At 61.5% G+C, this 21687-nt stretch carries 23 protein-coding genes and 1 pseudogene; 17 read left to right on the top strand and 7 right to left on the bottom strand.

The annotated features are described in order from the left end of the window. Positions 1 to 67 precede the first annotated feature (67 nt). The 6 genes and pseudogenes from prfB to ACVILI_RS18290 all read left to right on the top strand — a co-directional run. Positions 68 to 1199 (top strand): peptide chain release factor 2 gene (prfB, locus tag ACVILI_RS18265; protein WP_141700923.1). Its coding sequence is split into 2 segments (ribosomal slippage): positions 68 to 133 and positions 135 to 1199, totalling 1131 coding nucleotides; the frame shifts between segments, so codons are not numbered across the junction. A gap of 306 nt (positions 1200 to 1505) precedes the next feature. Further along, the gene (locus ACVILI_RS18270; protein WP_032921071.1) at positions 1506 to 1883 is read left to right on the top strand and encodes a hypothetical protein; all 378 of its coding nucleotides are present in this window, start codon (positions 1506 to 1508) and stop codon (positions 1881 to 1883) included. Between the two features lie 108 nt (positions 1884 to 1991). Then, positions 1992 to 2360, top strand: a complete 369-nt coding sequence (locus tag ACVILI_RS18275) for a GFA family protein (RefSeq protein ID WP_032933394.1) — start codon at positions 1992 to 1994, stop codon at positions 2358 to 2360. 127 nt (positions 2361 to 2487) lie between these two features. Beyond that, positions 2488 to 3138: an OmpA family protein gene (locus ACVILI_RS18280; protein ID WP_010909222.1), complete on the top strand. Its 651-nt coding sequence runs from the start codon at positions 2488 to 2490 to the stop codon at positions 3136 to 3138. Positions 3139 to 3383: 245 nt separating this feature from the next. Continuing rightward, positions 3384 to 3992, top strand: coding sequence for a hypothetical protein (locus ACVILI_RS18285; RefSeq protein ID WP_027046797.1), 609 nt, complete (start codon positions 3384 to 3386; stop codon positions 3990 to 3992). A 16-nt stretch (positions 3993 to 4008) separates the two neighbouring features. After that, a pseudogene (locus ACVILI_RS18290) lies at positions 4009 to 4164 on the top strand (OmpA family protein); the annotation flags it as partial. A 60-nt stretch (positions 4165 to 4224) separates the two neighbouring features. Here the strand turns inward: ACVILI_RS18290 and ACVILI_RS18295 are convergent. Then, positions 4225 to 5247 carry a DegT/DnrJ/EryC1/StrS family aminotransferase gene (locus ACVILI_RS18295; protein WP_223217937.1) on the bottom strand — a complete coding sequence of 341 codons (1023 nt, stop codon included), beginning with the start codon at positions 5245 to 5247 and terminating at the stop codon, positions 4225 to 4227. On the opposite strand from ACVILI_RS18295, the gene ACVILI_RS18300 reads away from it, so the two are divergent. Beyond that, positions 5161 to 5340: a hypothetical protein gene (locus ACVILI_RS18300; protein WP_223217960.1), complete on the top strand. Its 180-nt coding sequence runs from the start codon at positions 5161 to 5163 to the stop codon at positions 5338 to 5340. The genes ACVILI_RS18295 and ACVILI_RS18300 overlap by 87 nt on opposite strands. Before the next feature lie 8 nt (positions 5341 to 5348). On the opposite strand, the gene ACVILI_RS18305 is transcribed toward ACVILI_RS18300, so the two are convergent. Next, the gene (locus tag ACVILI_RS18305; protein ID WP_084791507.1) at positions 5349 to 7019 is read right to left on the bottom strand and encodes a radical SAM protein; all 1671 of its coding nucleotides are present in this window, start codon (positions 7017 to 7019) and stop codon (positions 5349 to 5351) included. A gap of 111 nt (positions 7020 to 7130) precedes the next feature. On the opposite strand from ACVILI_RS18305, the gene ACVILI_RS18310 reads away from it, so the two are divergent. From ACVILI_RS18310 to ACVILI_RS18330, 5 genes are all read left to right on the top strand, one after another. Next, on the top strand, positions 7131 to 7763 hold the full coding sequence (locus tag ACVILI_RS18310; protein WP_208863823.1) for a class I SAM-dependent methyltransferase: 633 nt from the start codon (positions 7131 to 7133) through the stop codon (positions 7761 to 7763). A 63-nt stretch (positions 7764 to 7826) separates the two neighbouring features. Further along, positions 7827 to 8495, top strand: coding sequence for an acetyltransferase (locus tag ACVILI_RS18315; RefSeq protein WP_051726785.1), 669 nt, complete (start codon positions 7827 to 7829; stop codon positions 8493 to 8495). Then, the gene (locus ACVILI_RS18320; protein WP_147377477.1) at positions 8495 to 9445 is read left to right on the top strand and encodes a glycoside hydrolase family 32 protein; all 951 of its coding nucleotides are present in this window, start codon (positions 8495 to 8497) and stop codon (positions 9443 to 9445) included. Before ACVILI_RS18315 ends, ACVILI_RS18320 begins: the two co-directional genes overlap by 1 nt. Before the next feature lie 10 nt (positions 9446 to 9455). Then, complete coding sequence (locus ACVILI_RS18325; protein ID WP_038646578.1) at positions 9456 to 10394, top strand: hypothetical protein; 939 nt, start codon at positions 9456 to 9458, stop codon at positions 10392 to 10394. Then, positions 10394 to 11065: a WbqC family protein gene (locus ACVILI_RS18330; protein WP_051726786.1), complete on the top strand. Its 672-nt coding sequence runs from the start codon at positions 10394 to 10396 to the stop codon at positions 11063 to 11065. Before ACVILI_RS18325 ends, ACVILI_RS18330 begins: the two co-directional genes overlap by 1 nt. Positions 11066 to 11107: 42 nt before the next feature. Here the strand turns inward: ACVILI_RS18330 and ACVILI_RS18335 are convergent, their stop codons facing one another. Together ACVILI_RS18335 and ACVILI_RS18340 are read right to left on the bottom strand one after the other, a co-directional pair. Continuing rightward, complete coding sequence (locus tag ACVILI_RS18335) at positions 11108 to 12700, bottom strand: DEAD/DEAH box helicase (protein WP_038646580.1); 1593 nt, start codon at positions 12698 to 12700, stop codon at positions 11108 to 11110. A 192-nt stretch (positions 12701 to 12892) separates the two neighbouring features. Then, positions 12893 to 13666: an NAD kinase gene (locus ACVILI_RS18340; protein WP_038646582.1), complete on the bottom strand. Its 774-nt coding sequence runs from the start codon at positions 13664 to 13666 to the stop codon at positions 12893 to 12895. Positions 13667 to 14018: 352 nt separating this feature from the next. Here ACVILI_RS18340 and ACVILI_RS18345 point away from each other — a divergent pair, with 352 nt between their 5' ends. From ACVILI_RS18345 to ACVILI_RS18365, 5 genes are all read left to right on the top strand, one after another. After that, a complete protein-coding gene (locus ACVILI_RS18345) occupies positions 14019 to 14183 on the top strand; it encodes a hypothetical protein (protein ID WP_246686982.1) in 165 nt (54 codons plus the stop codon). A gap of 237 nt (positions 14184 to 14420) precedes the next feature. Next, on the top strand, positions 14421 to 15392 hold the full coding sequence (locus tag ACVILI_RS18350) for an NAD-dependent epimerase/dehydratase family protein (RefSeq protein ID WP_019857930.1): 972 nt from the start codon (positions 14421 to 14423) through the stop codon (positions 15390 to 15392). Positions 15393 to 15724: 332 nt separating this feature from the next. After that, on the top strand, positions 15725 to 16759 hold the full coding sequence (locus tag ACVILI_RS18355; protein WP_019857931.1) for an extracellular solute-binding protein: 1035 nt from the start codon (positions 15725 to 15727) through the stop codon (positions 16757 to 16759). Between the two features lie 96 nt (positions 16760 to 16855). After that, positions 16856 to 18283, top strand: a complete 1428-nt coding sequence (locus ACVILI_RS18360; RefSeq protein WP_240564673.1) for an amidase — start codon at positions 16856 to 16858, stop codon at positions 18281 to 18283. Positions 18284 to 18371: 88 nt separating this feature from the next. Beyond that, a complete protein-coding gene (locus tag ACVILI_RS18365; RefSeq protein WP_038652609.1) occupies positions 18372 to 19073 on the top strand; it encodes a TetR/AcrR family transcriptional regulator in 702 nt (233 codons plus the stop codon). 6 nt (positions 19074 to 19079) lie between these two features. Here the strand turns inward: ACVILI_RS18365 and ACVILI_RS18370 are convergent, their stop codons facing one another. The 3 genes from ACVILI_RS18370 to ACVILI_RS18380 are packed head-to-tail and all read right to left on the bottom strand — an operon-like array spanning position 19080 to position 21686. Then, positions 19080 to 19841 (bottom strand): MBL fold metallo-hydrolase, encoded by a 762-nt coding sequence (locus ACVILI_RS18370; protein ID WP_038646586.1) that lies wholly within the window; start codon positions 19839 to 19841, stop codon positions 19080 to 19082. A 1-nt stretch (position 19842) separates the two neighbouring features. Then, on the bottom strand, positions 19843 to 20907 hold the full coding sequence (locus ACVILI_RS18375; RefSeq protein WP_038646588.1) for an ABC transporter ATP-binding protein: 1065 nt from the start codon (positions 20905 to 20907) through the stop codon (positions 19843 to 19845). After that, entirely contained in the window at positions 20904 to 21686 is a 783-nt protein-coding gene (locus ACVILI_RS18380) for an ABC transporter permease (protein WP_019857935.1), read from the bottom strand. Before ACVILI_RS18380 ends, ACVILI_RS18375 begins: the two co-directional genes overlap by 4 nt. Position 21687 lies beyond the last annotated feature (1 nt).

Consider the following 21687-nt stretch of genomic DNA (forward strand, 5'->3'; position numbering starts at 1 on the left):
GCGGCGCCGTCCCTATGTATCGCGCCGACCGAAGTGTCACTTCAGCAACAGGACAAAATACCAGGCCATGCGCGCGGAAACGCAGAATATTGTCGACGAGATCAGGCAGGCGATCACCCTGCTGAGGAGGCATCTTTGACTGGGACCAGGCCATAAAGCGGCTTGAATACCTCAATGTGCGGGCCGAGGACGCCAGCCTCTGGAACGAACCGCTGGAAGCGCAGAAGCTGATGCGCGAGCGCCAGGGCCTCGAGGAAGGCATTGCGGCGGTCAAGGGCCTGACCCAGGCGCTGGAAGACAATATCGGCCTGATCGAGCTCGGCGAGGAAGAGGGTGACGAAGGCGTCATCGCCGAGGCCGAAGCGGCGATCCGTTCGATGCAGGGCGAGGCCAAGGCCCGCCAGGTCGAAACGCTGCTGTCGGGTGAAGCCGACGCCAACGACACCTATCTCGAAATCCATGCCGGCGCCGGCGGCACTGAAAGCCAGGACTGGGCCTCGATGCTCTTGCGCATGTACACGCGCTGGGCCGAACGCCGCCGCTTCAAGGTCGAGGTGCTGGAAGTGCATGACGGCGAAGAGGCCGGCATCAAGTCCGCCACATTGCTGATCAAGGGCCACAATGCCTATGGCTGGATGAAGACCGAATCCGGTGTCCATCGCCTGGTGCGCATTTCGCCCTATGACAGCAATGCGCGCCGGCATACCTCCTTCGCCAGCGTCTGGGTTTATCCCGTTATCGACGACACGATCGAGATCGATGTTTCCGAATCCGACGTACGCATCGACACCTATCGCTCGTCGGGTTCCGGCGGCCAGCACGTCAACACCACCGATTCGGCCGTGCGCATCACCCATATCGCCACCGGCATCGCGGTCGCCTGCCAAGCCGAGCGTTCGCAGCACAAGAACAAAGCGAAGGCCTGGGAGATGCTGCGCTCGCGCCTCTACGAGGAAGAGCTGAAGAAGCGTGAGGCCATCGCCAACGCCACGGAAGCCTCGAAGAGCGACATCGGCTGGGGCCACCAGATCCGTTCCTACGTGCTGCAGCCCTACCAGCTGGTCAAGGATCTGCGCACCGGCGTCGAAAGCACCAGCCCGTCGAGCGTGCTCGATGGCGACCTCGACGATTTCATGGAAGCCTCGCTGTCGCAACGCATCGAAGGCGGCGCAGGCGAGGCCGTGGCGGATCTGGACTAGCACGGTCCGCCACTAGACCATAGCACCCGCTCGCACTTTCTTGGGGACCAAGCGGTCCATTGCTCACGGCAACCTGCCGTGGTCATGGAGGGCACGTTTGCGGCCTTGGGCGGCCAGCAACGGGCGCAGCCTCCACGCAGCAATTTCTTGCACCGACTCACATTTCGGCTCACCATTTGCGGCAGGAGGAGACAAAAGCATTTATGGCCGGTCGCGGCATATCTGCTGACGATTGGCCGCTGGGAAGACACGTTCCGGGAACGGGCAAGCGAAACGCTTGAAACCTCGTTTGAAAGGAGCGTTGCCATGTTTGCTGCCAGTTCCAGATCGGCGATCGCCGTTCCGTCGGTTGGCCAGCTTGTCCTTCCCCTTTGCGCGGCGTGTGTGATCGCGCTCCTGTCGGCGTCGGCCATGGCGCACGACGCCAAGCCGACCGCGGCCAAGCCGCAAGGCTGGAGTTATCCGTTCGCTTGCTGCGCGAATTACGACTGCCACGAGGTGTCGCAGACCTCGATCAGCGAGCGTCCGGAAGGCTATGTAATCAAGGACACCGGGGAGGTGCTGGCCTACAGCGACAGGCGCATCAAGAATTCGCCGGACGGCGAATACCATTGGTGCGCGCATGAGGCCGGGCTTGATGCCGGCAAGACGATCTGCCTGTTCGTGCCGCCATCGTCCTACTGAGTTCGCGGCCTGCTGTTCAGGGGTAGAGCCTGCTGACAGACAGTTGTCAGGATCGCTTCTTTATGGTGCCTTGCCGCATGGGCGGCGGACAATGGAGAGGTGATGTTGATGACCATCAAGGGAAGCTGTCACTGCAAGGCGACGACATTCGAGGTTTCAGAGGCACCGGAAACGGTGACGCAATGCACCTGCTCGTTCTGCTCGAAACGTGGCTCGCTCTGGGCCTATTATACCCCCTCGCAGTTCAAGCTCATCACGCCTCTGAAAAACGTTTCCTTCTATGAGTGGGGCTCGAAAACCGTGAAACATGGTTTTTGCGCCAACTGCGGCTGCGGCACGTTCACCGAGACGCCGGATTGGTCGACCGGCGAGCCGGATTTCGACAATCCGAAGATCAGCGTCAACTCGCGGCTGTTCGACGACTTCAATCTCGACAAGGTGGAAGTGGTGGTCATTGACGGCAAGAATCTCTGGTAACTGATCCCCGGAAAAGCCGTCGCGGGTGCTTTTCCCGTTCCGCTTTTCGCCGCAATTCATGGTACAAGTCGCGCGAAGGGCTGATTTGGCGCCGTCCAAAAAGGCGCGACTTGGAGAGGGACCATCTATGAAGAAGACCGTGCTCGTCGCCGTGGCGACGGCCTTGCTCGTGAGCGCCTGCACCACCACGGATCCGTATACGGGCGACCAGAAGATTTCCAACACGGCCGCAGGTGCTGGTCTCGGTGCCCTGGCAGGTGCCAGCCTCGGTCTGCTTGCCGGCGGCAATGACCGCCGCAACGCGCTGATCGGCGCCGGCATCGGTGCGCTGGCCGGCGGCGCCATCGGCGCCACCATGGATCAGAACGAAGCTGAACTGCGCCGGCAGCTCGAGGGTACCGGTGTCAGCGTCACTCGCAGTGGTGACCAGATCATCCTCAATATGCCGTCGGACATCACCTTCAATGTCGATCAGGATGCGGTGAAGCCAGGCTTCTATCCGGTGCTGAACTCGGTTGCGCTGGTGCTGAAGAAATTCAAGCAGACCACGGTCGATGTTTTCGGTCATACCGATTCGACCGGCGGCGACCAGCACAATTTCGATCTGTCGCAGCGCCGCGCACTGGCGGTTGCCAACTATCTGTCCGGTCAGGGCGTCGATCAGCGCCGCTTCGCCGTCACCGGCTTCGGCAAGACGCGGCCGATCGCATCCAACGCGACGGCCGCCGGCCGCGAGCAGAACCGTCGCGTCGAGATCCAATTGTCGCCGCTCACCTGACGATCTGTACCGCAACGAATGTGAAAACGGCCCCAATGCGGGGCCGTTTTTGTTTGAGCGGCCATCGCACCCTGCAGCTGTCGCGCTTAAGAATTAGCAACAGCTAAATAACTGCTTTCCTACAGTCACGGAAAGGAATAGCATCATCGCTGTTCCAGAGGGGATGAGGCGGTACAACTGGCCGCGTAACAAGCATTTTCCCGCCTCGGTCTTGCACGGCCAGATGAAATATCTGGGAGGAATGCATGACAAGAACAACCTGCCTCGGGCGCTGCGGCGTCCTCGCTTTGACCAGTATTGCGGGTCTGTGGTTGGGGCTCGCCACGGCTCAGGCCGAGGACGCCAACAAGGCCGACATCGAAGCCTTGAAGAAATCATTGGCCAAGTATGAAGACTATACCGCAGCTGTCCGCGACCTCTATCTGTCGACGGTCGGCTGCGTCTTCTACAGTGGGGAAAAGATACCGGGCTCGATGGATTACCCGAAAGGCGCCATGGGCGTCCATTTCGTCAACGTCCCAAGCGTCGGCCAGAAGCTCGACCCGATGAAGCCCAACGTGCTGATCTACGAGCCGACCAAGAAAGGCCTGAAGTTGGTCGGCGTGGAGTGGCTGGTGCCGTTGACACCGAACGTCAAGGAAGTCCCCACACTGTTTGGCCAGAAATTCATGGGTCCGATGGAAGGACACTATCCGCTCATCCCGAGGGAGTTCGTCCACTACGATCTTCACGCCTGGCTGTTCAGGGACAATCCGAACGGCATGTTCAGTCCGACGAACCCGAACGTGAAATGCAGCAAGGCCGATTTTCCGATGCTGGAGAAGCCGACCAAGATGATGCCTGGGCCGATGTAGCGGCCGGCCAAGCCAATACATGTCGGCGCTGAATTCCGTTGCGTCGGTCCTGAAGAAGTTCCGCCGGACGACCGTCGACGTGTTCGGCCATGCCGATTCGAACAACAGCGACCGGCACAATTTCGATCTGTCGCAGCGCCATGCGCTGGCGGTCGCCAACTATCTGTCCGGCCACAAAACGGCCCCTCGCGTGGGGCCGTTTTTGTGTTGTGAGCCCACTTAAGATATTGCGTCAGCCCGCTGTCATCGCGTCGGTGAGAATGGAGCAGATACGCGAGATTGCTTCATCCGAAAGATCTGTCCAGCAAGGCAGGCCCAGTTGAGTCGCAACAAGCGTCTCGGTGACCGGCAGCGGTACTTTGGGAAAATGTTCGAAGGCTGTGTGCCGATGCAGGCCGCCGCCCCACCATCGACGGACACCAATTCGGGCTTGCGTCAGCACATTGAGTGCCGTTTCCATCGAATCCGACGGCAGGCCAACGGTAACGGTGGAGGATATCCAGCGTTCGCCAAATCCATCCTGCACGTTCACCCCGGAAGTCGAAGCAAGCGAGCGGCAATAGCCTCTGGCAACACGCTGGTAGGCGGCACGTGTAAGTGTCCAACCGTCCAGTGCGGCGAGGCCGACGGCCGCGCCATACTCACTGAGCTTGCCATTCAACGCCGGCGATGCCGCCTCGCGCGAATTTGCAAAACCAAAATTGGCCTTCTTCACAATTTCGTCGATCAGAGCGCCGTCGTCGGACGCAATGAAGCAGCCTTCGCCAACGCCGAGTGCCTTGGTGGCATGCAGGCTGACGACTGCCGGAACCCGCGATGGCGTCAGCGAGTCGAAGGCCGCGGCCGCGTCAATTGCCACGGCAAGACCGGTATCGCTCTTGAACCGGTCCCAGTTCGCGGCATCCATCGGGCCGCCGAACGGCATAACCGGCATGACGGCACCGACCTTGCCAGGAGCCTGCCTGAGGAGTTGTATCGCCGCCTCTGGCAACAATTGCTGGGTGTCGAGGTCGACGTCGACAAGCCAGGGAACGAGCCCTGCGAGGACCGCCGCGTGTGCGCTGGCGGCGAAGGTCCAGGACGGCATCATGCAGAGACTGCCCTTTGCCGGTTTCTGCGCCATCAGCGCCAGGGCCAACCCCAGCGTTGCGTTTGCCAGGCACACGACATGACCCACGGCGATGCGAGCCCTGAGACCTTCCTGGAAGCGCTGATTCAGCGGACCGTTGTTGCTGTACCAGCGGTTCGCGTCGATCTCGCGCAGATAGGGCAGAATGTCGTCCGCTGTTGGCAGGCGCGGGCGCGCGACCGGGACATCAGGCGTCGGATCGGGATCGGCATCCCATAATTTGCTTGTCATGAAGCTTTACGGCCGTCGGCAATCCTGAGGTATAAATCTTCATTGGCCGGCAATGGCCGCAAGGTTTCGGGCCGGCTGCTGCCGATCTGGAACCGGGTTGAGTTTTGCGAGACGGTATAGAAATGCCAATGATCGGCGCATAGAAATACGAAGCTGGCAAAGGATATAGCTTCCTGGCCACAGAGGCGACGGTTACGGCGCCAGTGCCTCACATACGCGCTGCCAAGCGACATCGCCTCTCGCTTGGCAATGATGGTTCGAGCAAGGCGTGCAGCCATCAGAGCCGCACCGGCCAACTCAGCGAGCCGGCTAAGGCTGGAATGTTTTCTTCCAGCCAGGGCCGCCTGGGACGCCCGGCTGCGGCGGAACCCTGGCGACCCCAGGTAGCCATTCACCAGGCGATCGAAATAGGCATCCGGCTGGTACAGGCGCCGCACCAGCCTGTCGTAGCCGGCCTTGAGGACTTCGCGCGTCATGTTCTTGGGATGAAAGCTGACATGTGGGTCGCTGAGATCCAGCCGACCTTCGGTCTGCAGCCGATCGTAAAGTGGCGTCGTTGGAATTGGACACAGGACGGCCACCGACACCAGCGCGATGCCGCTTTGCTGAATGAATTCAAACTGCTCGTCGAAGATCGCTTCGTCGTCGGCGTCGAACCCGACGATGAAGCCGGCGTGGATCACCAGCCCCTTGTCGCGGATGCGCTGCAGCTTCTCAAGCATGGAGTCGCCGCGAACGTTTTGAACCTTCCTGGTTTCGGCCAATGACGAGGCGCGAGGCGATTCGATTCCGACAAAGACCTGGCGGAAATTGGCCATCCGCATCAGGTCGAGCATTTCCTCATCGTCGCCCAGATTGATGCTGGCCTCGGTGGAGAAGATCAATGGATAGTTGTTGGCCCGCTGCCAATCGATCAGCACGCGCAGCAACTCCTTGGCCTTGGCCTTGTTGCCGATAAAATTGTCGTCGACCAGGAAGCAGGTGCTGAACCCGGCTTTCACGATCGCCTCGAATTCGAGGACCATCTGCGCGGGTAACTTGAGACGCGGGCGGCGACCGAAAATGGTGATGATGTCGCAGAATTCGCACATGAATGGACATCCGCGCGAAAACTGCAGCGATGCTACCATATAGCGTCCGGGTTTCAGCAGGTCATATCGCGGCGTCGGCACGGTCTCCATGTTGGTTTTGGCGTCTTGCTCGTAACGCCGTTGCACCACCCCGTCTTGCGCGAAAGCCGTAAGGAATCGCGGCCATGTCTCCTCGGCTTCGCCGATGAAACGCACGTCGCAGCGATCGACGAACTCCGATTCAGCCACTGAAACGTAGGGGCCACCGACCACCGCGGTGACCGGAAGATCACGCAGCCTATCCAGGATCTCGAACATGCGGTCGCGCTGCACGATCATGCCGGTCACGCCAACGATGTCGAAGTCGCCAAGCTGCTCGAAATCGATGTCCTCGACGTTCTCGTCGACCAGGACGACATCGCAATGCTCCGGAGCAAGGGCCGCCAGCGCCGGCAACGAGCCCGTCACGATCCAACTGCGCTTGCTGCCTGGTAAAATGGAAAGGACTTCATCACGGGTCCAGATGGAAGGGTGGAAGCGCGGATTGATGAGACAAACGCGAAGCCGGCGCGGCGAAGGGATGTGCGAACTGTGCATCGTGTTGGGCCGATCTGACCAGAGGTACTGGGGCGCAGCGTTTCATGTCGTTGATGGCGTGATATACAGGGCCATGTCGAACGTATAGGGCAATTCCATGAGATATTACAATTGACTGATATAAATCCGTACAGCGCGCTTGTTGCGCATTATGAGGCGTGTTTTGCGCGACACGGAGACACATTTAAAGGAGTCGACTGGCCCGATGCCGAAGGGGCAGCGACGCGTTATCGCGTGATGGCAGAGGTGATGCGTGAGCGCGGCTCAGTCGACCTGCTCGACTTCGGCTGCGGCGCTGGTCATTTCCTCGACTATCTGCGCCAGACTGATCGCAAGGTGCGCTACCGGGGGCTCGATCTGTCGGCGCGGTTTGTTGACCTGTGCCGGCGCAAGTATCCCGGCGTGGCGTTTGACTGCCTGGACGTGATGCAGGACGGGGCAGCTGTGCCCGAGGCCGACTACATCGTCATGAACGGTGTCTTCACCGAGCGCTGCGGCATCGCCTACGAGACGATGTTCGATGCCATGACTGGATTGCTGGCAAAAATGTTCCCGTATGCACGCAAGGGAATGGCCTTCAACTTGATGTCCAAACACGTCGACTGGGAGCGAGAGGATCTCTTTCACGTGCCCTATGACCAGATCAGCCGCTTTGTCGTCGGTCAATTGTCGCGCCATCACGTCATTCGCGCCGACTACGGACTCTACGAATACACTGTTTACGTCTACAAGGCTGCCGCATAGCCGGACAATCCACGGTGATGACGAGCAGACCAGGGATGCAAGGCAAGGGCGCACGGGGGCGGCATGGCGGATGTGGTCATTTTTGGGGCAGGGCAGCTCGCCGAAGTTGCCAAGGCCTATCTCGACAGATTCGGCGAGGATCGTGTCGTTGGGTTCACTGTCGACGAAGCCTTCCTCACGCAACCCGAGTTCAAGGGCCTTCCCGTAGTCGCCTGGGAAAGGCTTGAGGAGCGCTTCCCGCCTGATGCCGTCAAGCTGCTCGGTCCGCTCAGCTACCAGAATCTCAACGAGTTCCGCAGGAATAGGCACGCGGAGGGCAGGGAGCGTGGATACGGCTTTGCGCGCTTTATCCATCCCTCGACCCACAATATGGCGGAGACGGTTGGCGACAACTGCTTCATTCTGGAAAACTGCACGCTGCAGCCGTTTGTTCGCCTCGGCGAGGGCATCATCATGTGGAGCGGCAGCCATGTGGGTCATCACTCCATCCTCGAGGACTTCTGCTTCGTGTCGTCGCAGGTGGGCTTGGCGAGCGGCGTCCGTATCGGTACGTGCAGCCTGATCGGCGGCCAGGTCGGCGTCGACAACGGCATCACGGTCGGCGCGGGAAGCTACATTGAGTCTCGTTGCATGATCCGGCGCGATGTGCCGCCCAACAGTGTGGTTCGTCATCCCTCGGATCTGCCGAAGCCCTATTCCAGCGCCCGCATCAAGTCGATGAAGTTCCGCTGATGCCCGACCATCAGAGGAAATGGACCCGGCGGGGATTGCTGGTGTCGGTAAAGGCGGGAGGGTGGTGGGCCAGTCACGCACAGTCCCCAACGGTTCTCGCCCTTTCGCCTCGGCTTTGGCGTATCTATTTCGCAGGACGCAACAGGGACAACCTGTCATCCATTCTGGCCGTCGACGTCGACCCGCAAGACGGCATGCGTGTGTTGGACGAGCATCTCGATCCACTCCTGGAGTGGGGCCCGCCAGGGAGCTTCGATAGCACCGGGCTGGGGCCGTCTTGTGCGCTGACAATCGGTGGGCGCGTGCACCTCTATTATTCGGGTGTTTATCCACGCAACGATGTCAGCTTCCAGATCGCCATCGGGCTCGCCATCAGCGATGACGGGCTGAGTTTCAAGAAGGCATTCGCCGGTCCGGTCCGGGGCATTGGTCCGGCAGATCCGTATTTCGTGTCGACGCCCTTCGTCGGAAAGACCAAGTACGGCTATCGCATGTGGTATGTGAGCGGCACCGGCTGGGCGCAGGTAAACGGCGTTTGGGAGCCTGAATATGTCCTGCGCAGCTGTGATTCATTAGACGCCATCGTGTGGGAAGCGGAATCGATCGCCGTCTCCGCTGACGACCTTGGTGACGGTATCAGTCAGACGCGCCCCTGGATCACGAATGAGGCTGGCGGCATGCGCCTGTGGTACAGCCGGCGCGGGCGGGACTTTCGCGCTGGCGGCAAAGAAGCTTACCGACTGTTTTCTCGTCGCATGGACACCCGGAACGGAACCGTCGGTGGAGCCGAGCCTGTGATTTTCAGCAATCCGCCGGCCGCCGGCGAATTCGACAGCTCGATGCAGGCCTATTGCTGCATCATGCAGCGCCCCTCCGGCGACGTGATGTTCTACAATGGCAACGGGTTTGGCGAGGCCGGCATCGGCTGGGCAACTCGCGATTTGACTTGAGCAGGCTCGAATGACTTTCGAATTTCGCATCCCGATCCTGCCCGAACAGGAGTTTTTTTCAAACGTCAAACTGGCTGCTTTGTCGCTGGCCAGTCTCGGCGGCACCTATGCCACCGCCCCCATTTTGGTCTCCGTGGGGGGGCATGCCGACTTCGGCGAAATCAGTGCCGTCAATCGATGGTCATCGGCCTACCCGGTGACGTGGCGTCCCGTGCCTCACGCTATCAGCGATCGGGGCTTTTCCTCGGGCTTCGACCGCTATGCCGAACCGCCAAGCGGCGATGTCATCATCCTTGTCGATGCCGATGCCTGCCTGATGCGGCCTATCGACGGCCTTCTGCAAAGCATGCGCGACGCCGACCGTCCTGCTGTGGCCGGGCTGCCGGCGCATTTCTCGCCATTCTCGAGAAATGGCGCCGAAAATGACGCCGCGTGGCGCCGACTTCTTGGGGCATTCGGCTTCGGCGACACGCCCCTGAACTTCCGATATTCCCAGTCGCCTGATGAAGCGTTCGGTGGCTGCCCGCCGTATTTCAACTATGGTTTCGTCGCCTTCAACAAGATGGCATTCACCGCTATTCAACCATTGATCCGCCCACTGACGGCGCGCGTGTTGGACTATTTGAAGGATACGCCCTCCATTTTCTTTTCTGCCCAGATCGCGCTGTCATTGGCGATCCTGACGGTTGGAGCCGATCCTTTGCCGCTTGGGCCGGAGTACAACTGCCCGAACTCGGACGAGATGCTGGCTCACGGGCTGCACGACGCGGCTGATATCAGGGTGCTGCATTATCTTCGCCGCGAGCAGTTCGACCGTCACAGCTTCCTGCGCAAGCGCGATGAATTCGACGCTTTCTGCAACAGGTCATTCGCATCTCCGGTTCTGCAAGCCTTCCAGCAGCACGTTCGAAGTCTGCCTCGCCTCTTCTATGGCGAAGGGGGAACATAGTGACGGGCAAGCTCACCATTGCCGTCATGCAGCCATACTTCTTCCCCTATGCGGGTTATTTCCGCCTGATGGCCGCGAGCGACATCTTCGTTGTTTTCGACGATGTTCAGTTCGCGCGCCGGGGAAGGGTGCACCGCTGCGAAATGACGCCGGGACACTGGCTGACATTGCCGGTTGCGCCGATGCCTTTCGACGCGCTGATAAAGGACCTGCGCTGGGCGAACGATGCCCGAACCACCTTGGACAAGCGGCTGGCTGTCTTCGGCCTGCCAGGCCAAGCGCGGACGACAGCGGCAGAGCAGATCAACGGCCACCTGACCGGGGCCCTTGGCGACGTGACAGATTTTCTCGAGGAGGGTCTTCGGCTAACGGCCGATGCGCTTCAGCTCAGACCGGATGTCGTACGCAGCTCCCGCCTCGGCATCGATCCTGCCTTGCGTGCACAAGCCCGCGTGATCGCCATCGTTCAGGCACTTGGCGGCCAGCGCTACATCAATGCTCCAGGCGGACGTAGCCTTTATTCACGCGATGCCTTTCAGCAGGCAGGTATAGATCTTCGATTTCTCGTGCCCTATGCAGGAAGGTTCCCGCACATCTTGCCTGCCTTGTTAGGCAACGGCCTTGCCGATCTTCGCGATGATATCCGAAAGACGTGCCAATTGGCCAAGTGATCGTTTGCCGATCACTTGGCGGCTATTTCAAGCTTGGCCCAGTCAGACCTTGGCGACGATGCGCATGAAGGCCGGCATGTCGTCGCCGAAGCCAACGGTGGTGTCGTTGTCTTCCTGGTGGCGATGGCGGGCAGGACGACTGTTGTCTCGCTGCGGCCTGGTGTCACCGCGTTCCGGTGCCCGCTGTTCGTTGCGATCGGAGGATTTGCGTTCGGTGTTTTCCGAACGGATCGCCTCCTTGCGTGCGCGCCGCTCGCCGATATCGGCGACGGCCGTCGCAGCCACATCGGGCTGTTCTTGCTGTGCGACCACGGTCGAGGCGTCTTCCCCGGTGTGTCTGGCACGGCGTTCGCCGCCCTTCTTGCGCTCGCCTCTGTCCTTGCGATCGTCGTCCTTGCGGCCGGCGCGACGCGGCGCGCCTTTGCCACGGCGCGGAGCATCGTCCTCACCGCCTTCGCTGGCCACGACCGTCGACAGGTCACCGTCATGCCATTCGATCTTGTTGCCGATCAGCCGTTCGATGGCGTCGATGTATTTGGTGTCGGACTTCGTCGCGATGGTGAAGGACTTGCCGGAGCGACCGGCACGGCCGGTACGGCCGATGCGGTGGACATAGTCCTCGGCATGGATCGGCACATCGTAGTTGAAGACATGGCTGACATCGGGGATGTCGAGGCCGCGCGCGGCGACGTCCGATGCCACGAGGTAGCGCAGCTTGCCATCACGGAAATTGGCCAACATCTGCATGCGGGCGCGCTGGTCCATGTCGCCATGCAGGGCGCCGGCATCGAAATCATGCTTCAGCAGCGAGCGGAACAGCTCCGACACTTCGACCTTGCGGTTGCAGAAGATGATGGCGTTCTTCAACTCAGCGTCTTCGGCCTTGATGAGGTTGCGCAACGTCTCGCGCTTGTCCCAAGGCTTCGATCCTGATTTGACCAGCCGCTGGATGATGTTGGTGGCGGCCGACGCGGCCTTCGAAACTTCGACGCGCACCGGCGCGTGCAGAAACTTTTCGGTCAGCTTGGTGATTTCCGGCGGCATGGTCGCCGAGAAGAACAGCGTCTGCCGGGTGAACGGGATCATCTCGCAAATGCGCTCGATATCGGGAATGAAGCCCATGTCGAGCATCCGGTCGGCCTCGTCGATGACGAGGATCTCGACGCCGTTGAGCAGAAGCTTGCCGCGCTCGCGATGGTCGAGCAGGCGGCCAGGCGTCGCGATCAGCACGTCGGCGCCGCGCTCCAGCTTCTTGTCCTGCTCGTCGAACGACACGCCGCCGATCAGAAGCGCGATGTTGAGCTTGTGGTTCTTGCCGTATTTGACGAAGTTTTCCTCGACCTGCGCGGCAAGCTCGCGCGTCGGTTCGAGAATCAGCGTGCGCGGCATGCGGGCGCGGGCGCGGCCCTTTTCCAGCCGGGTCAGCATCGGCAGCACGAAGGAGGCTGTCTTGCCGGTGCCGGTCTGGGCTATGCCCAGCACGTCCTTGCCGAGCAAGGCGTGCGGGATGGCACCGGCCTGGATCGGTGTCGGCTGCGTGTAGCCGGCATCGGTAACTGCGGAAAGCACCTTCGGCGACAGGCCGAGGTCTGAAAAGGTCAACGCTTCTTGAGCGATCGTGGTGTCTGAGGACAAGTGTTGTTGTCTTTGGCTGGTTCGGGGAGGCGCAACGTTATTCGTCGCGGCAAGCGCCACGCGCTTGCAAGATTGGCATTGCGATTAGGCGCAAGTCCGCGATTTGTCAACAGAAACGGGCGGGATTGGCGCGATTGTGAAGCTGTAACCTTAATCGCGATGCTTAATCCGGCCGCTTGTCTCTGTGTCGGCTCAGTAACGGAACTGCTCAGCAAGGATGCGCTCGTTCCAGGAGTGATTGGGGTCGAACAGCAAGGTTGCAGTCGCCGCCGGCGACTCCCGCACCGTTACCGAGGTCACCGCCTTGACCTCCGTATGGTCCGCCGCGGCGTTTACCGGCCGCTTTTCCGGCTCCAGAATATCGAAGCGCACGGTCGCCTTGTTGGAGAGCAATGCGCCACGCCAGCGGCGCGGGCGAAACGGGCTGACCGGCGTCAGTGCCAGGAGCGGCGCGTCGAGCGGCAGAATCGGGCCATGCGCTGAAAGATTGTAGGCGGTGGATCCGGCCGGCGTCGCGATCATGACGCCATCGCAGCTGAGTTCCTCGAGCCGTATTTGGTCATCGACGCTGATGCGGATCTTGGCCGTCTGGTAGGATTGGCGCCACAGCGCAACCTCGTTGATCGCCAGCGCCGAGACGGTTTCGCCTTCCGAGGTGACGGCCAGCATTTCCAGCGGCCGGATGGTTTCGGCGACCGCGGCCGCGATGCGCTCGGTGAGCCCTCCGGAACGGTACTCATTCATCAGGAACCCGATGGTGCCACGGTTCATGCCGTAGACCTTCTTTCCCGTTCCCATCGTGTCGCGCAAGGTCTGCAGCAGAAAGCCGTCGCCGCCCAGGGCCACCACAACCGCGGCCTCGGCGACCGAACACTGGCCATAGCGCGCGGACAGACTTTCCAGCGCCGCCTTGGCGTCTGCTGTGTCGGACGAGACGAAGGCGATGCTGTTGGCGGCTGTGCTCATGGCTCCCCGATCGCGACCGATTGGCGGCGGCAGTCTGGCCGCATCCGCGCCGGGGTAGCACGGGGTGGGCAGGTCTGCAAAGAGAGCCGTTGTGCCGGCACGCTAGGCATGCCGCGCGGGCATCGGCCGAACCTGCGGATCGCGCTTCATGACAGTGCACGAGCGAATGTGATGGTTAAGGCGGGGCTTAAAGTCTCGTAAAGGCGGAACGATCATGTTAGCCGGCATGAATGGCGTGGGGGCGCCCGCAGCACCGCTGTATCCTTTGGGATGCCAAAAGGACGTTGCGGCAGTTTTGTTTTGTGCGCATGCCTCCTCCGGGGACACGCACCAGCCAGACGAGGCCGACATATTGCCGGTAGCACGCCTGATCATCGTCTTTGTCATGCTGGGTAGCTTCGCCCTGGTCTTCGCCGAGCTTGTGCGCCAGTCGGAAAATATGAGCATGAGACCGCTGCCGACAGCGTCGCGCTGCGGCGATGCCGCCGGAATGCCTTGCCCGCAACGGGCACTATAGGTCGCCGGAATACGCCATTCGTCTGTAGATACCGCCGACGCTCGGCCGATCCCGAGCGACAGTTTCATGCTTGGGCGACCGGAGCCCTGGCTGGCGGAAGTTTGATCGTTGCAATTGCGGCATCGACGAAAGCACTGGTAGAAGGCGTGTCCTATCCGGATAGGATCCTGTTCCCGTCGTTTTGGGAAACAAGCGTTGCGGCGCGTTGACCGGCCGTGTTTCTGAAGGGGAGCGCGCATGCCGCACAGCGTGTTGGTTTCTGGTGGCTGCGGCTTTCTCGGCTCCCATCTTGTCGATCGTCTGCTGCTGCGTGAGGATCTGGAAACGCTGGTCATCGTCGACAATCTGTGGACCGGATCGCGCGACAACATTGCCCATGTCTCGGACCCGCGGCTCAGCTTGCGGATTGCCGATGCCGAAAGCTTCACGACCAGCCAGCATTTCGATGAGATCATCCATCTGGCGTCACCGGCTTCGCCCGTATGGTACATGCGCGAGCCGGCGCGCACGATCAAAGCCAATATAGGCGGCGCGCTCAATCTTCTGTCGCTGCTCAGGCCCGGCGGTCGCTTCTGCTTCGCCTCGACCTCGGAAGTCTATGGCGATCCCCTGATGTCGCCGCAACCGGAGAGCTACCGGGGATCCGTGGACTGCACCGGGCCACGGGCCTCCTATGACGAGAGCAAGCGCTGCACCGAGGCGCTGCTTTTCGAAGAGCAACGCGTCAGCGGGCTGGATGTGCGCGTCGTCAGGCTATTCAACACCTATGGGCCGCGAACGCGCATCGATGACGGCCGCGCCGTTTCGAATTTTGTCTGCCAAGCCCTGACCACGGGAATCCTGACCGTCCATGGCGACGGCTCCCAATCGCGCAGTTGGGGGTATGTGGACGATATCGTCGATGGCCTGGAACGTTTCTTTTGGCGCGACAGCATCGCATACCGAGGACCCCTGAACATCGGCAACAATCGCGAGGTCTCGGTTCTCGGTATCGCGAAATTCGTCTGCTCGCTTGTTCCAGGCAGCCGCATCGAACACCGTGCGCCAATTCCGCAGGATCCGACAAACCGCTGCCCGGACTTGACCCTGGTAAGGCAGGTTCTTCCCGGATGGGAGGCGACGACCGGCTATCAGGAAGGGATCCGGCGCACCTTCGAGTGGTACCGGCGACGGATTGTGACTGAGGACAGATCGGCGGCAAGCGCCTGAAAAGCCGAAATTCTGGGCGGTCATACCGAGCGCGAAAGAGATACCCGTGCCGCCTGCCATTCCGGTCTCAGCTTGCTGCGTTGTCCAGGACAACTGGGCCAGCCGAGGCAATGTCTGCGAAAAGATATTGACTGTATAGTTAGTTATAAATAATCGTAACGCAGACGACCAAGTCGGCCAGCTGGCATTCCGCCGGTGAATGGCCGCGAAAAGGGGAATATTTTGACAGCCAGCCGGCCCGCCTTGGGCCGAAGGGCACAGCCAGGCTTGTTCATCAGCAGGAGACGGACCGAGGCGGCGACGCGGCCGGTCCCAACAATGGGAGCACTAGCATGAACTGGAAACTGACCGCGGCGGCCGTCGGGCTGTCGCTGCTCGCCGCAACCGGCGTTGCCCGCGCCGATGGCGAACTCAACATCTACAATTGGGGCAACTACACCAGCCCTGACCTCATCAAGAAGTTCGAGGAGACCTACAAGGTCAAGGTCACCGTCACCGACTATGATTCCAACGACACCGCATTGGCCAAGGTTCGCCAGGGTGCGTCCGGCTATGACATCGTCGTGCCGTCGGCCAGCGTCGTGCCGGTCTGGATCAGCGAAGGCCTGCTCCTGGAGACCGAACCCAACAAGATGGAGAATTTCAAGAATGTCGATCCGCGATGGGTCGACGTTCCCTTCGATCCGGGCCGCAAATACACTGTTCCGTGGCAGTGGGGCACGACAGGCATTTCGGTGAACAAGTCGGTGTATTCCGGCGACCCGAACACCTCGGCGATTTTCCTCGACCCGCCGCCGGAGCTTGTCGGCAAGATCAATGTCGTGCCCGAAATGGGGGACATCATGTTCCTCGCCATCGCCTATGAGGGCGGCAAATATTGCACCAACGATATGCAGGTACTGAAGAAGGTGCACGACAAGCTGGTCGAGGCCAAGGCGAAATGGCTCTCGCTCGACTATGCGGCCGTCGACGGCCTGGGCAGGGGCGACATTGCCGCCGGCGTCAACTGGAACGGCATTTCGCTGCGCCAGCGGCTGCAGAACGACAAGATCGTCTACGGCTATCCCAAGGAAGGTTTTCCGATCTGGATGGACAATGTCGCCGTGCTCAAGGACGCCAAGAATGTCGAGAACGCCAAGCTGTTCCAGAATTTCATCATGGATCCGAAGAATGCCGCGATGATCTCGGCTTTCGCCCGCTACGCCAACGGCATCAAGGGCTCCGAGGCTTTCATGCCGGACGACATGAAGACGGCGCCGGAAGTGGACGTTCCGGCTGAATTTGCCGCCAAGGGCCAGTTCATGCCGGCCTGTCCATCGGATGTGCAGGCGCTCTATACGAAGATCTGGACCGACCTCCAGAAATAGCGTCGCCGGACCAACCCAACCACAGTCACCGGGCCGCAGTTTGCGGTCCGGCACCCTCCATGCCAGGTGCGGTCTCGCGATCGCAGGAGACTTCCAATGTCCGATCTCGACCTCTGCTACGTGCCGGCCCATGAGGCGCTGCGGCTGTTCAAGGCGAAGAAACTCTCGCCCGTCGAATTGATGCAGGCCACCATTCGCCGCGCCGAAGCTACCAGATCGTCGATCAACTGCTTTACCTTCACGCATTTCGAAGAGGCGATGAAGCTGGCCGCCAGGGCCGAGGCGAAATACGCCAGGGGCGCCAGGACCGGCGCGCTGGAAGGCCTGCCGATCGGCATCAAGGATGAGAGCTACATCAAGGGCAAGCCGACCTCGCACGGCTCGCTGCTGTCCAGGGATGCCGTAAGCGGCCACACCTCGACAATGAACGAGCGCATCATGAAGGCCGGCGGCATCGTGCATGCCCGCACGGCGACGCCGGAATTCAGCTGCGCGGGCTACACCTGGTCGAAGCGGTGGGGCGTCACCCGCAATCCATGGAATCGCGATTTTACGCCGGGCGGTTCGTCGGGTGGTGCTGCGGCAACGCTCGCTTCGGGAACATCATCGATCGCCACCGGTTCGGATATTGCCGGATCGATCCGCATTCCGGCCTCGGCCTGCGGTCTCGTCGGCTACAAGCCGCCTTACGGCCGCAATCCCGACGAGCCGCCCTTCAACCTCGATTTCTACTGCCACACCGGGCCGCTGGCGCGAAACGTCAGGGATGCCATCCTGCTGCAGAACGTCATGGCGGGACCAAGCCCGCTCGACATCGCCACGCTGCGTCCCAAGCTGCGCCTGCCGCTCGACTACAAGCCGATCAAAGGCTGGAAGATTGCCTTTTCGATGGATCTCGGCTCCTTCGAGGTCGACCCCGACGTGCGCACGAACACGCTCGCCACCTGCGATGTGTTCCGCTCGCTCGGCGCCACGGTCGAGGAAGTCGATCTTGGCTGGGACAGCGGGGTGCTCAAGGCCGGAATGGCCTATCTCGAGCACCTGTTCGGCGCGTCGCTGTCGCAACTGCTTGCGGAGCACGCCAGCGACATGACCAGCTATGCCCGGCGCTTTGCCGAGGACGGGCAAAAGTCCAAGGCCACCGACTTCGTCGCGACACTGGACGTGGCGGCCAGGATGTACCAGACGCTCGGCCCGCTGCTGGAGACCTATAATGTGCTGATCTGCCCGACAAACGCGCTGCCCGCGGTACCGGCGGAGTTCGACCAGACCAGGGACAGGGTGGAGATCAACGGCAGGGAGGTGAACCCTTCGCTGGGCTGGGTGATGACGACGCCGTTCAACATGCTGAGCCGTTGCCCGGTTCTCTCCATACCGTCGGGCCGCGCCGCCAGCGGCGTGCCGACAGGCATCCAGATCGTCGGCCGCACCTATAGCGACGCCGATGTCTTCCGGGCCGGACTGGCCTATGAAACGGCTCGGGGGCAATGGTATGGGAACACCGGGACACGCCCGTCGCTCTGAGCGATTTTCGGGATCAGCCGGCGTGGCACATGGCAAGGCAATCTGTGCGGCGGGATATTCCGCCGTGGGTCCGAAAGGCCTGACGAAAATGGCGCAACGCAAGGCAATCGCAAAGCCGGAGAAACGCAAGCTCGCGACGACCAAGGGCGCGGCAAACGATGCCGCGCCGCCCAAGGACCGCCGACGCGAGCGCGGCGAAGCCAGCGTACAGCGCATCATCGACGCCACGATCGATCTCATCGCGGAGGAGGGCCTGGCAAGCCTCACCATGCAGCGTATCGCCGAACATGTCGGCTCGTCCAATGCGCTGGTCGTCTTTCATTTCCGCAGCAAGGAAAACCTGTTCCGCGCCGTGCTTCAGTATCTCAGCGATCAGTATGACGCGCTGTGGATCAGCCTGGTGCGGGCGCCCGGCCTGTCGCCGGTCGAAAGGCTGCTGGGCGCCGTCGATTGTGCGCAGCGTTTCGCCCGGCAGCATCCCAAATGGGTGTCGGTCTTTGTCGTGTTCTCAAGCGACCGCAAGAGCATGCAGATCTACAACGAGATCGGCCTGCCGAGCGATCTCGCCTACACCGCCGAAGCGCGCGAACTGCTGATCGAGATTTCGCGCGGCGCAGGGTATACCGGTGTCGACATCAACACCTTGTCGGAGAGCCTGAATTATCTGGTTCACGGCGCATGGTACTGGGACCATCTGAACCCTTCGAGCCGCGACACCAATGTGCTGCGCAAGACCATGCTGCTCCTGCTGCATCAGGCATTTCCGCGGCATTTTGAATTGATGCCGTAGCTGTTCTCAGGGGCGCTGCCGCAGGTGGCAGCCGGCCTGGCGTTTCTGCGCCAGGTACTCGTCGATCAGCTGGCGGTAGCGCACCTTGCCGAAACTCGGGAAATGGCCGCCATGCACGACCGAGACGTCGAGATCGCGCATGGCGAGCAGTGTCTCGACATAGTCCGACATATCCGAATGGTAGACGTCGTCGATCAGCGGGCCGTCATAGATGATGTCGCCGGACAACAGCATGCCGGTCTTCTTCTCGTAGAGTGCGATGCCGCCGGGTGAATGGCCCGGTGTGTGGATCACCTCGAAGGCGCGGTCGCCGAGATCGATGACATCGCCATGGCCGAGCAGGCGGTCAGCCGGGGCGGGCAGGATCCGGTAACGGGACGACTCCCAGCCTTGCGGCAATCCGTCGAACATATCGTCGGTCGCATAGCGGTCAGCCACCGTCCACTCGTTGCGCGGATCGGCGAGGATTTTTGCTTCGGCTCGGTGCACGCAGCGGTCGGGAAATTCGTGATGGCAGCCAATATGGTCGAAATGCGTATGGCTGGCGACGCAGGTCAGCTTGCGCTCGCTCACCAGCGGCACATGTGTGCGCAGGCTGAAATGGCCGAGGCCGGTGTCGAACAGAAGGTCACGGTCGCGGCCGCGCACATGCCAGATGTTGCAGCGGAAGAACGGCTTGATCCACGGCTCGTGGATCAGCGTGACGCCGTCGGCCATGCGGATGGTCTCGTACCATTCTGGTGCGCCGATGACCGGAAGGGATCCCATTTCAGTCCGCCAAAACGATGATCTGGTCGGTATCGCACGAAACGGCAAGCGTGTCGCCGGATTGGACGGTGGCTGTTGCCGGCAGCTTGGCGATGAATTGCAGCGAGGCGTCTTCGACGGAGACGGCAAGCACGCGTTTGAAACTGCCCTGGAAGACGACATCGTTCACTTTCGCCATGCCGAGGCTTGCGGTGCCGGCGGTCCCGCCGAGCATGAGATGCTCCGGCCGGATGGCCAATGCGACGGCCGAACCCACAGGCAAAGCGCCGCGCACCAAAACCGGGCCGGCCGGCGTCGAGACGGTGCTTGTCCTGTCCCCGGCTTCCGCCACCTTGCCGGCAAGGATCGTGCTTTCGCCCATGAAGGTCGCCGAAAAACGTGTCGCCGGCCTGGCATAGACGCGCTCGGGCGGTCCTTCGTCCTCGATGCGGCCGTCATTCATCACCACGCAATGGTCGGCCAGTGCCATCGCTTCTTCCTGATCGTGCGTGACATGGACGAAGGCGGTGCCGACGCGTTTCTGGATCGCCTTCAACTCGTCCTGCATCTGCCGGCGCAGTTTCAGATCGAGCGCACCGAGCGGCTCGTCCAGCAGCAGCACCGCCGGCTCGATGACCAGCGCCCGCGCCAGCGCCACGCGCTGCCTTTGCCCGCCGGAGAGCTGGTGCGGCTTCTTGTCGAAGGCGGAGGCCAGCCCCACCAGCGCCAGCGCCTCGCGCGCCTTTGCGGCGCGTGTCGCGCCGTCGACGCCCTGCATGCGCAACCCGAAGCCGACATTGCCGCCGACGCTCATATGCGGAAACAGCGCATAGTCCTGGAACACAGTCGTCGTCGGGCGCCTGGCCGGCGGCACCGCGGTGCAGTCCTCGCCGCGGATGAACACCTTGCCTTCGCTGGGCGTGACGAAGCCGCCCAGGATGGACAACAGCGTCGTCTTGCCCGAGCCCGACGGCCCAAGCAGGATGGTGTAGCTGCCGGGCTCGATCCGCAGCGAGACATCTTTTAGCACGGCCAGCTGCCCGAAACGGTGCGAGACCGCGCGGATATCGACCAGAGGCGCGGTCATGTCTTTCTCCGGCGCAACAATGTCAGTTCGAACAGCACGACCAGCACGATGGAAACGGCGAAGACCAGCGAACCGACGGCGTTGGTCTTGGGATTGAGGCCCGAGCGCAGCAGATTCCAGATCTCCACCGGCAGCGTGGTGTCGAAGCGGGTCAGCAGGAAGGAGATCACGAACTCGTCCCAGGAGAAGGTCATCGACAGGAAGAAGCCTGCGAAGATGGCGGGCGCCATCACCGGCACGGTGATCAAGAGCAGCACCTTCCATTCCGGCGCGCCAAGATCGCGCGCCGCGCGCTCGATGTTGATCTGATGATCGCCCATCTGGCTGTAGATGATGGCAAAGCATAGCGGCAGGTTGATCACGACATGGCCGATGCCGGCGGCAAGCAGCGATTTCGGAACACCAGCCCAGTTGAAAAGCACCAGCAGGCCCATGCCGATGATGAGATAGCTGACCGTCAGCGGCAGCGTGATCAGCCCGCGCAGCAGGCCGGACCCGGGCAGCACGAAGCGCGCGAAACCCCAGGCGGAGAGAAAGCCGAGCGTGACGGCGGCGGCCGAGGAGATCGACGCCACCAGCAGAGAATTGACCAGCGCCGAGGTCAGCCTGACATCGGACAGCACGGCCTCATACCAGCGCAGCGAGGGGCCGGTGAAGGGCGGGATCGGAAACGAGGTCGCTTGCAGCGAGAACAGCACCAGCACCACCACCGGCAGGAAGATGAAGCCGTAGACGGCAAGCACATAGAGCCAGGAAACAACGCGGACCACCTGGCGCATC

Source organism: Mesorhizobium sp. USDA 4775 (assembly GCF_054062655.1).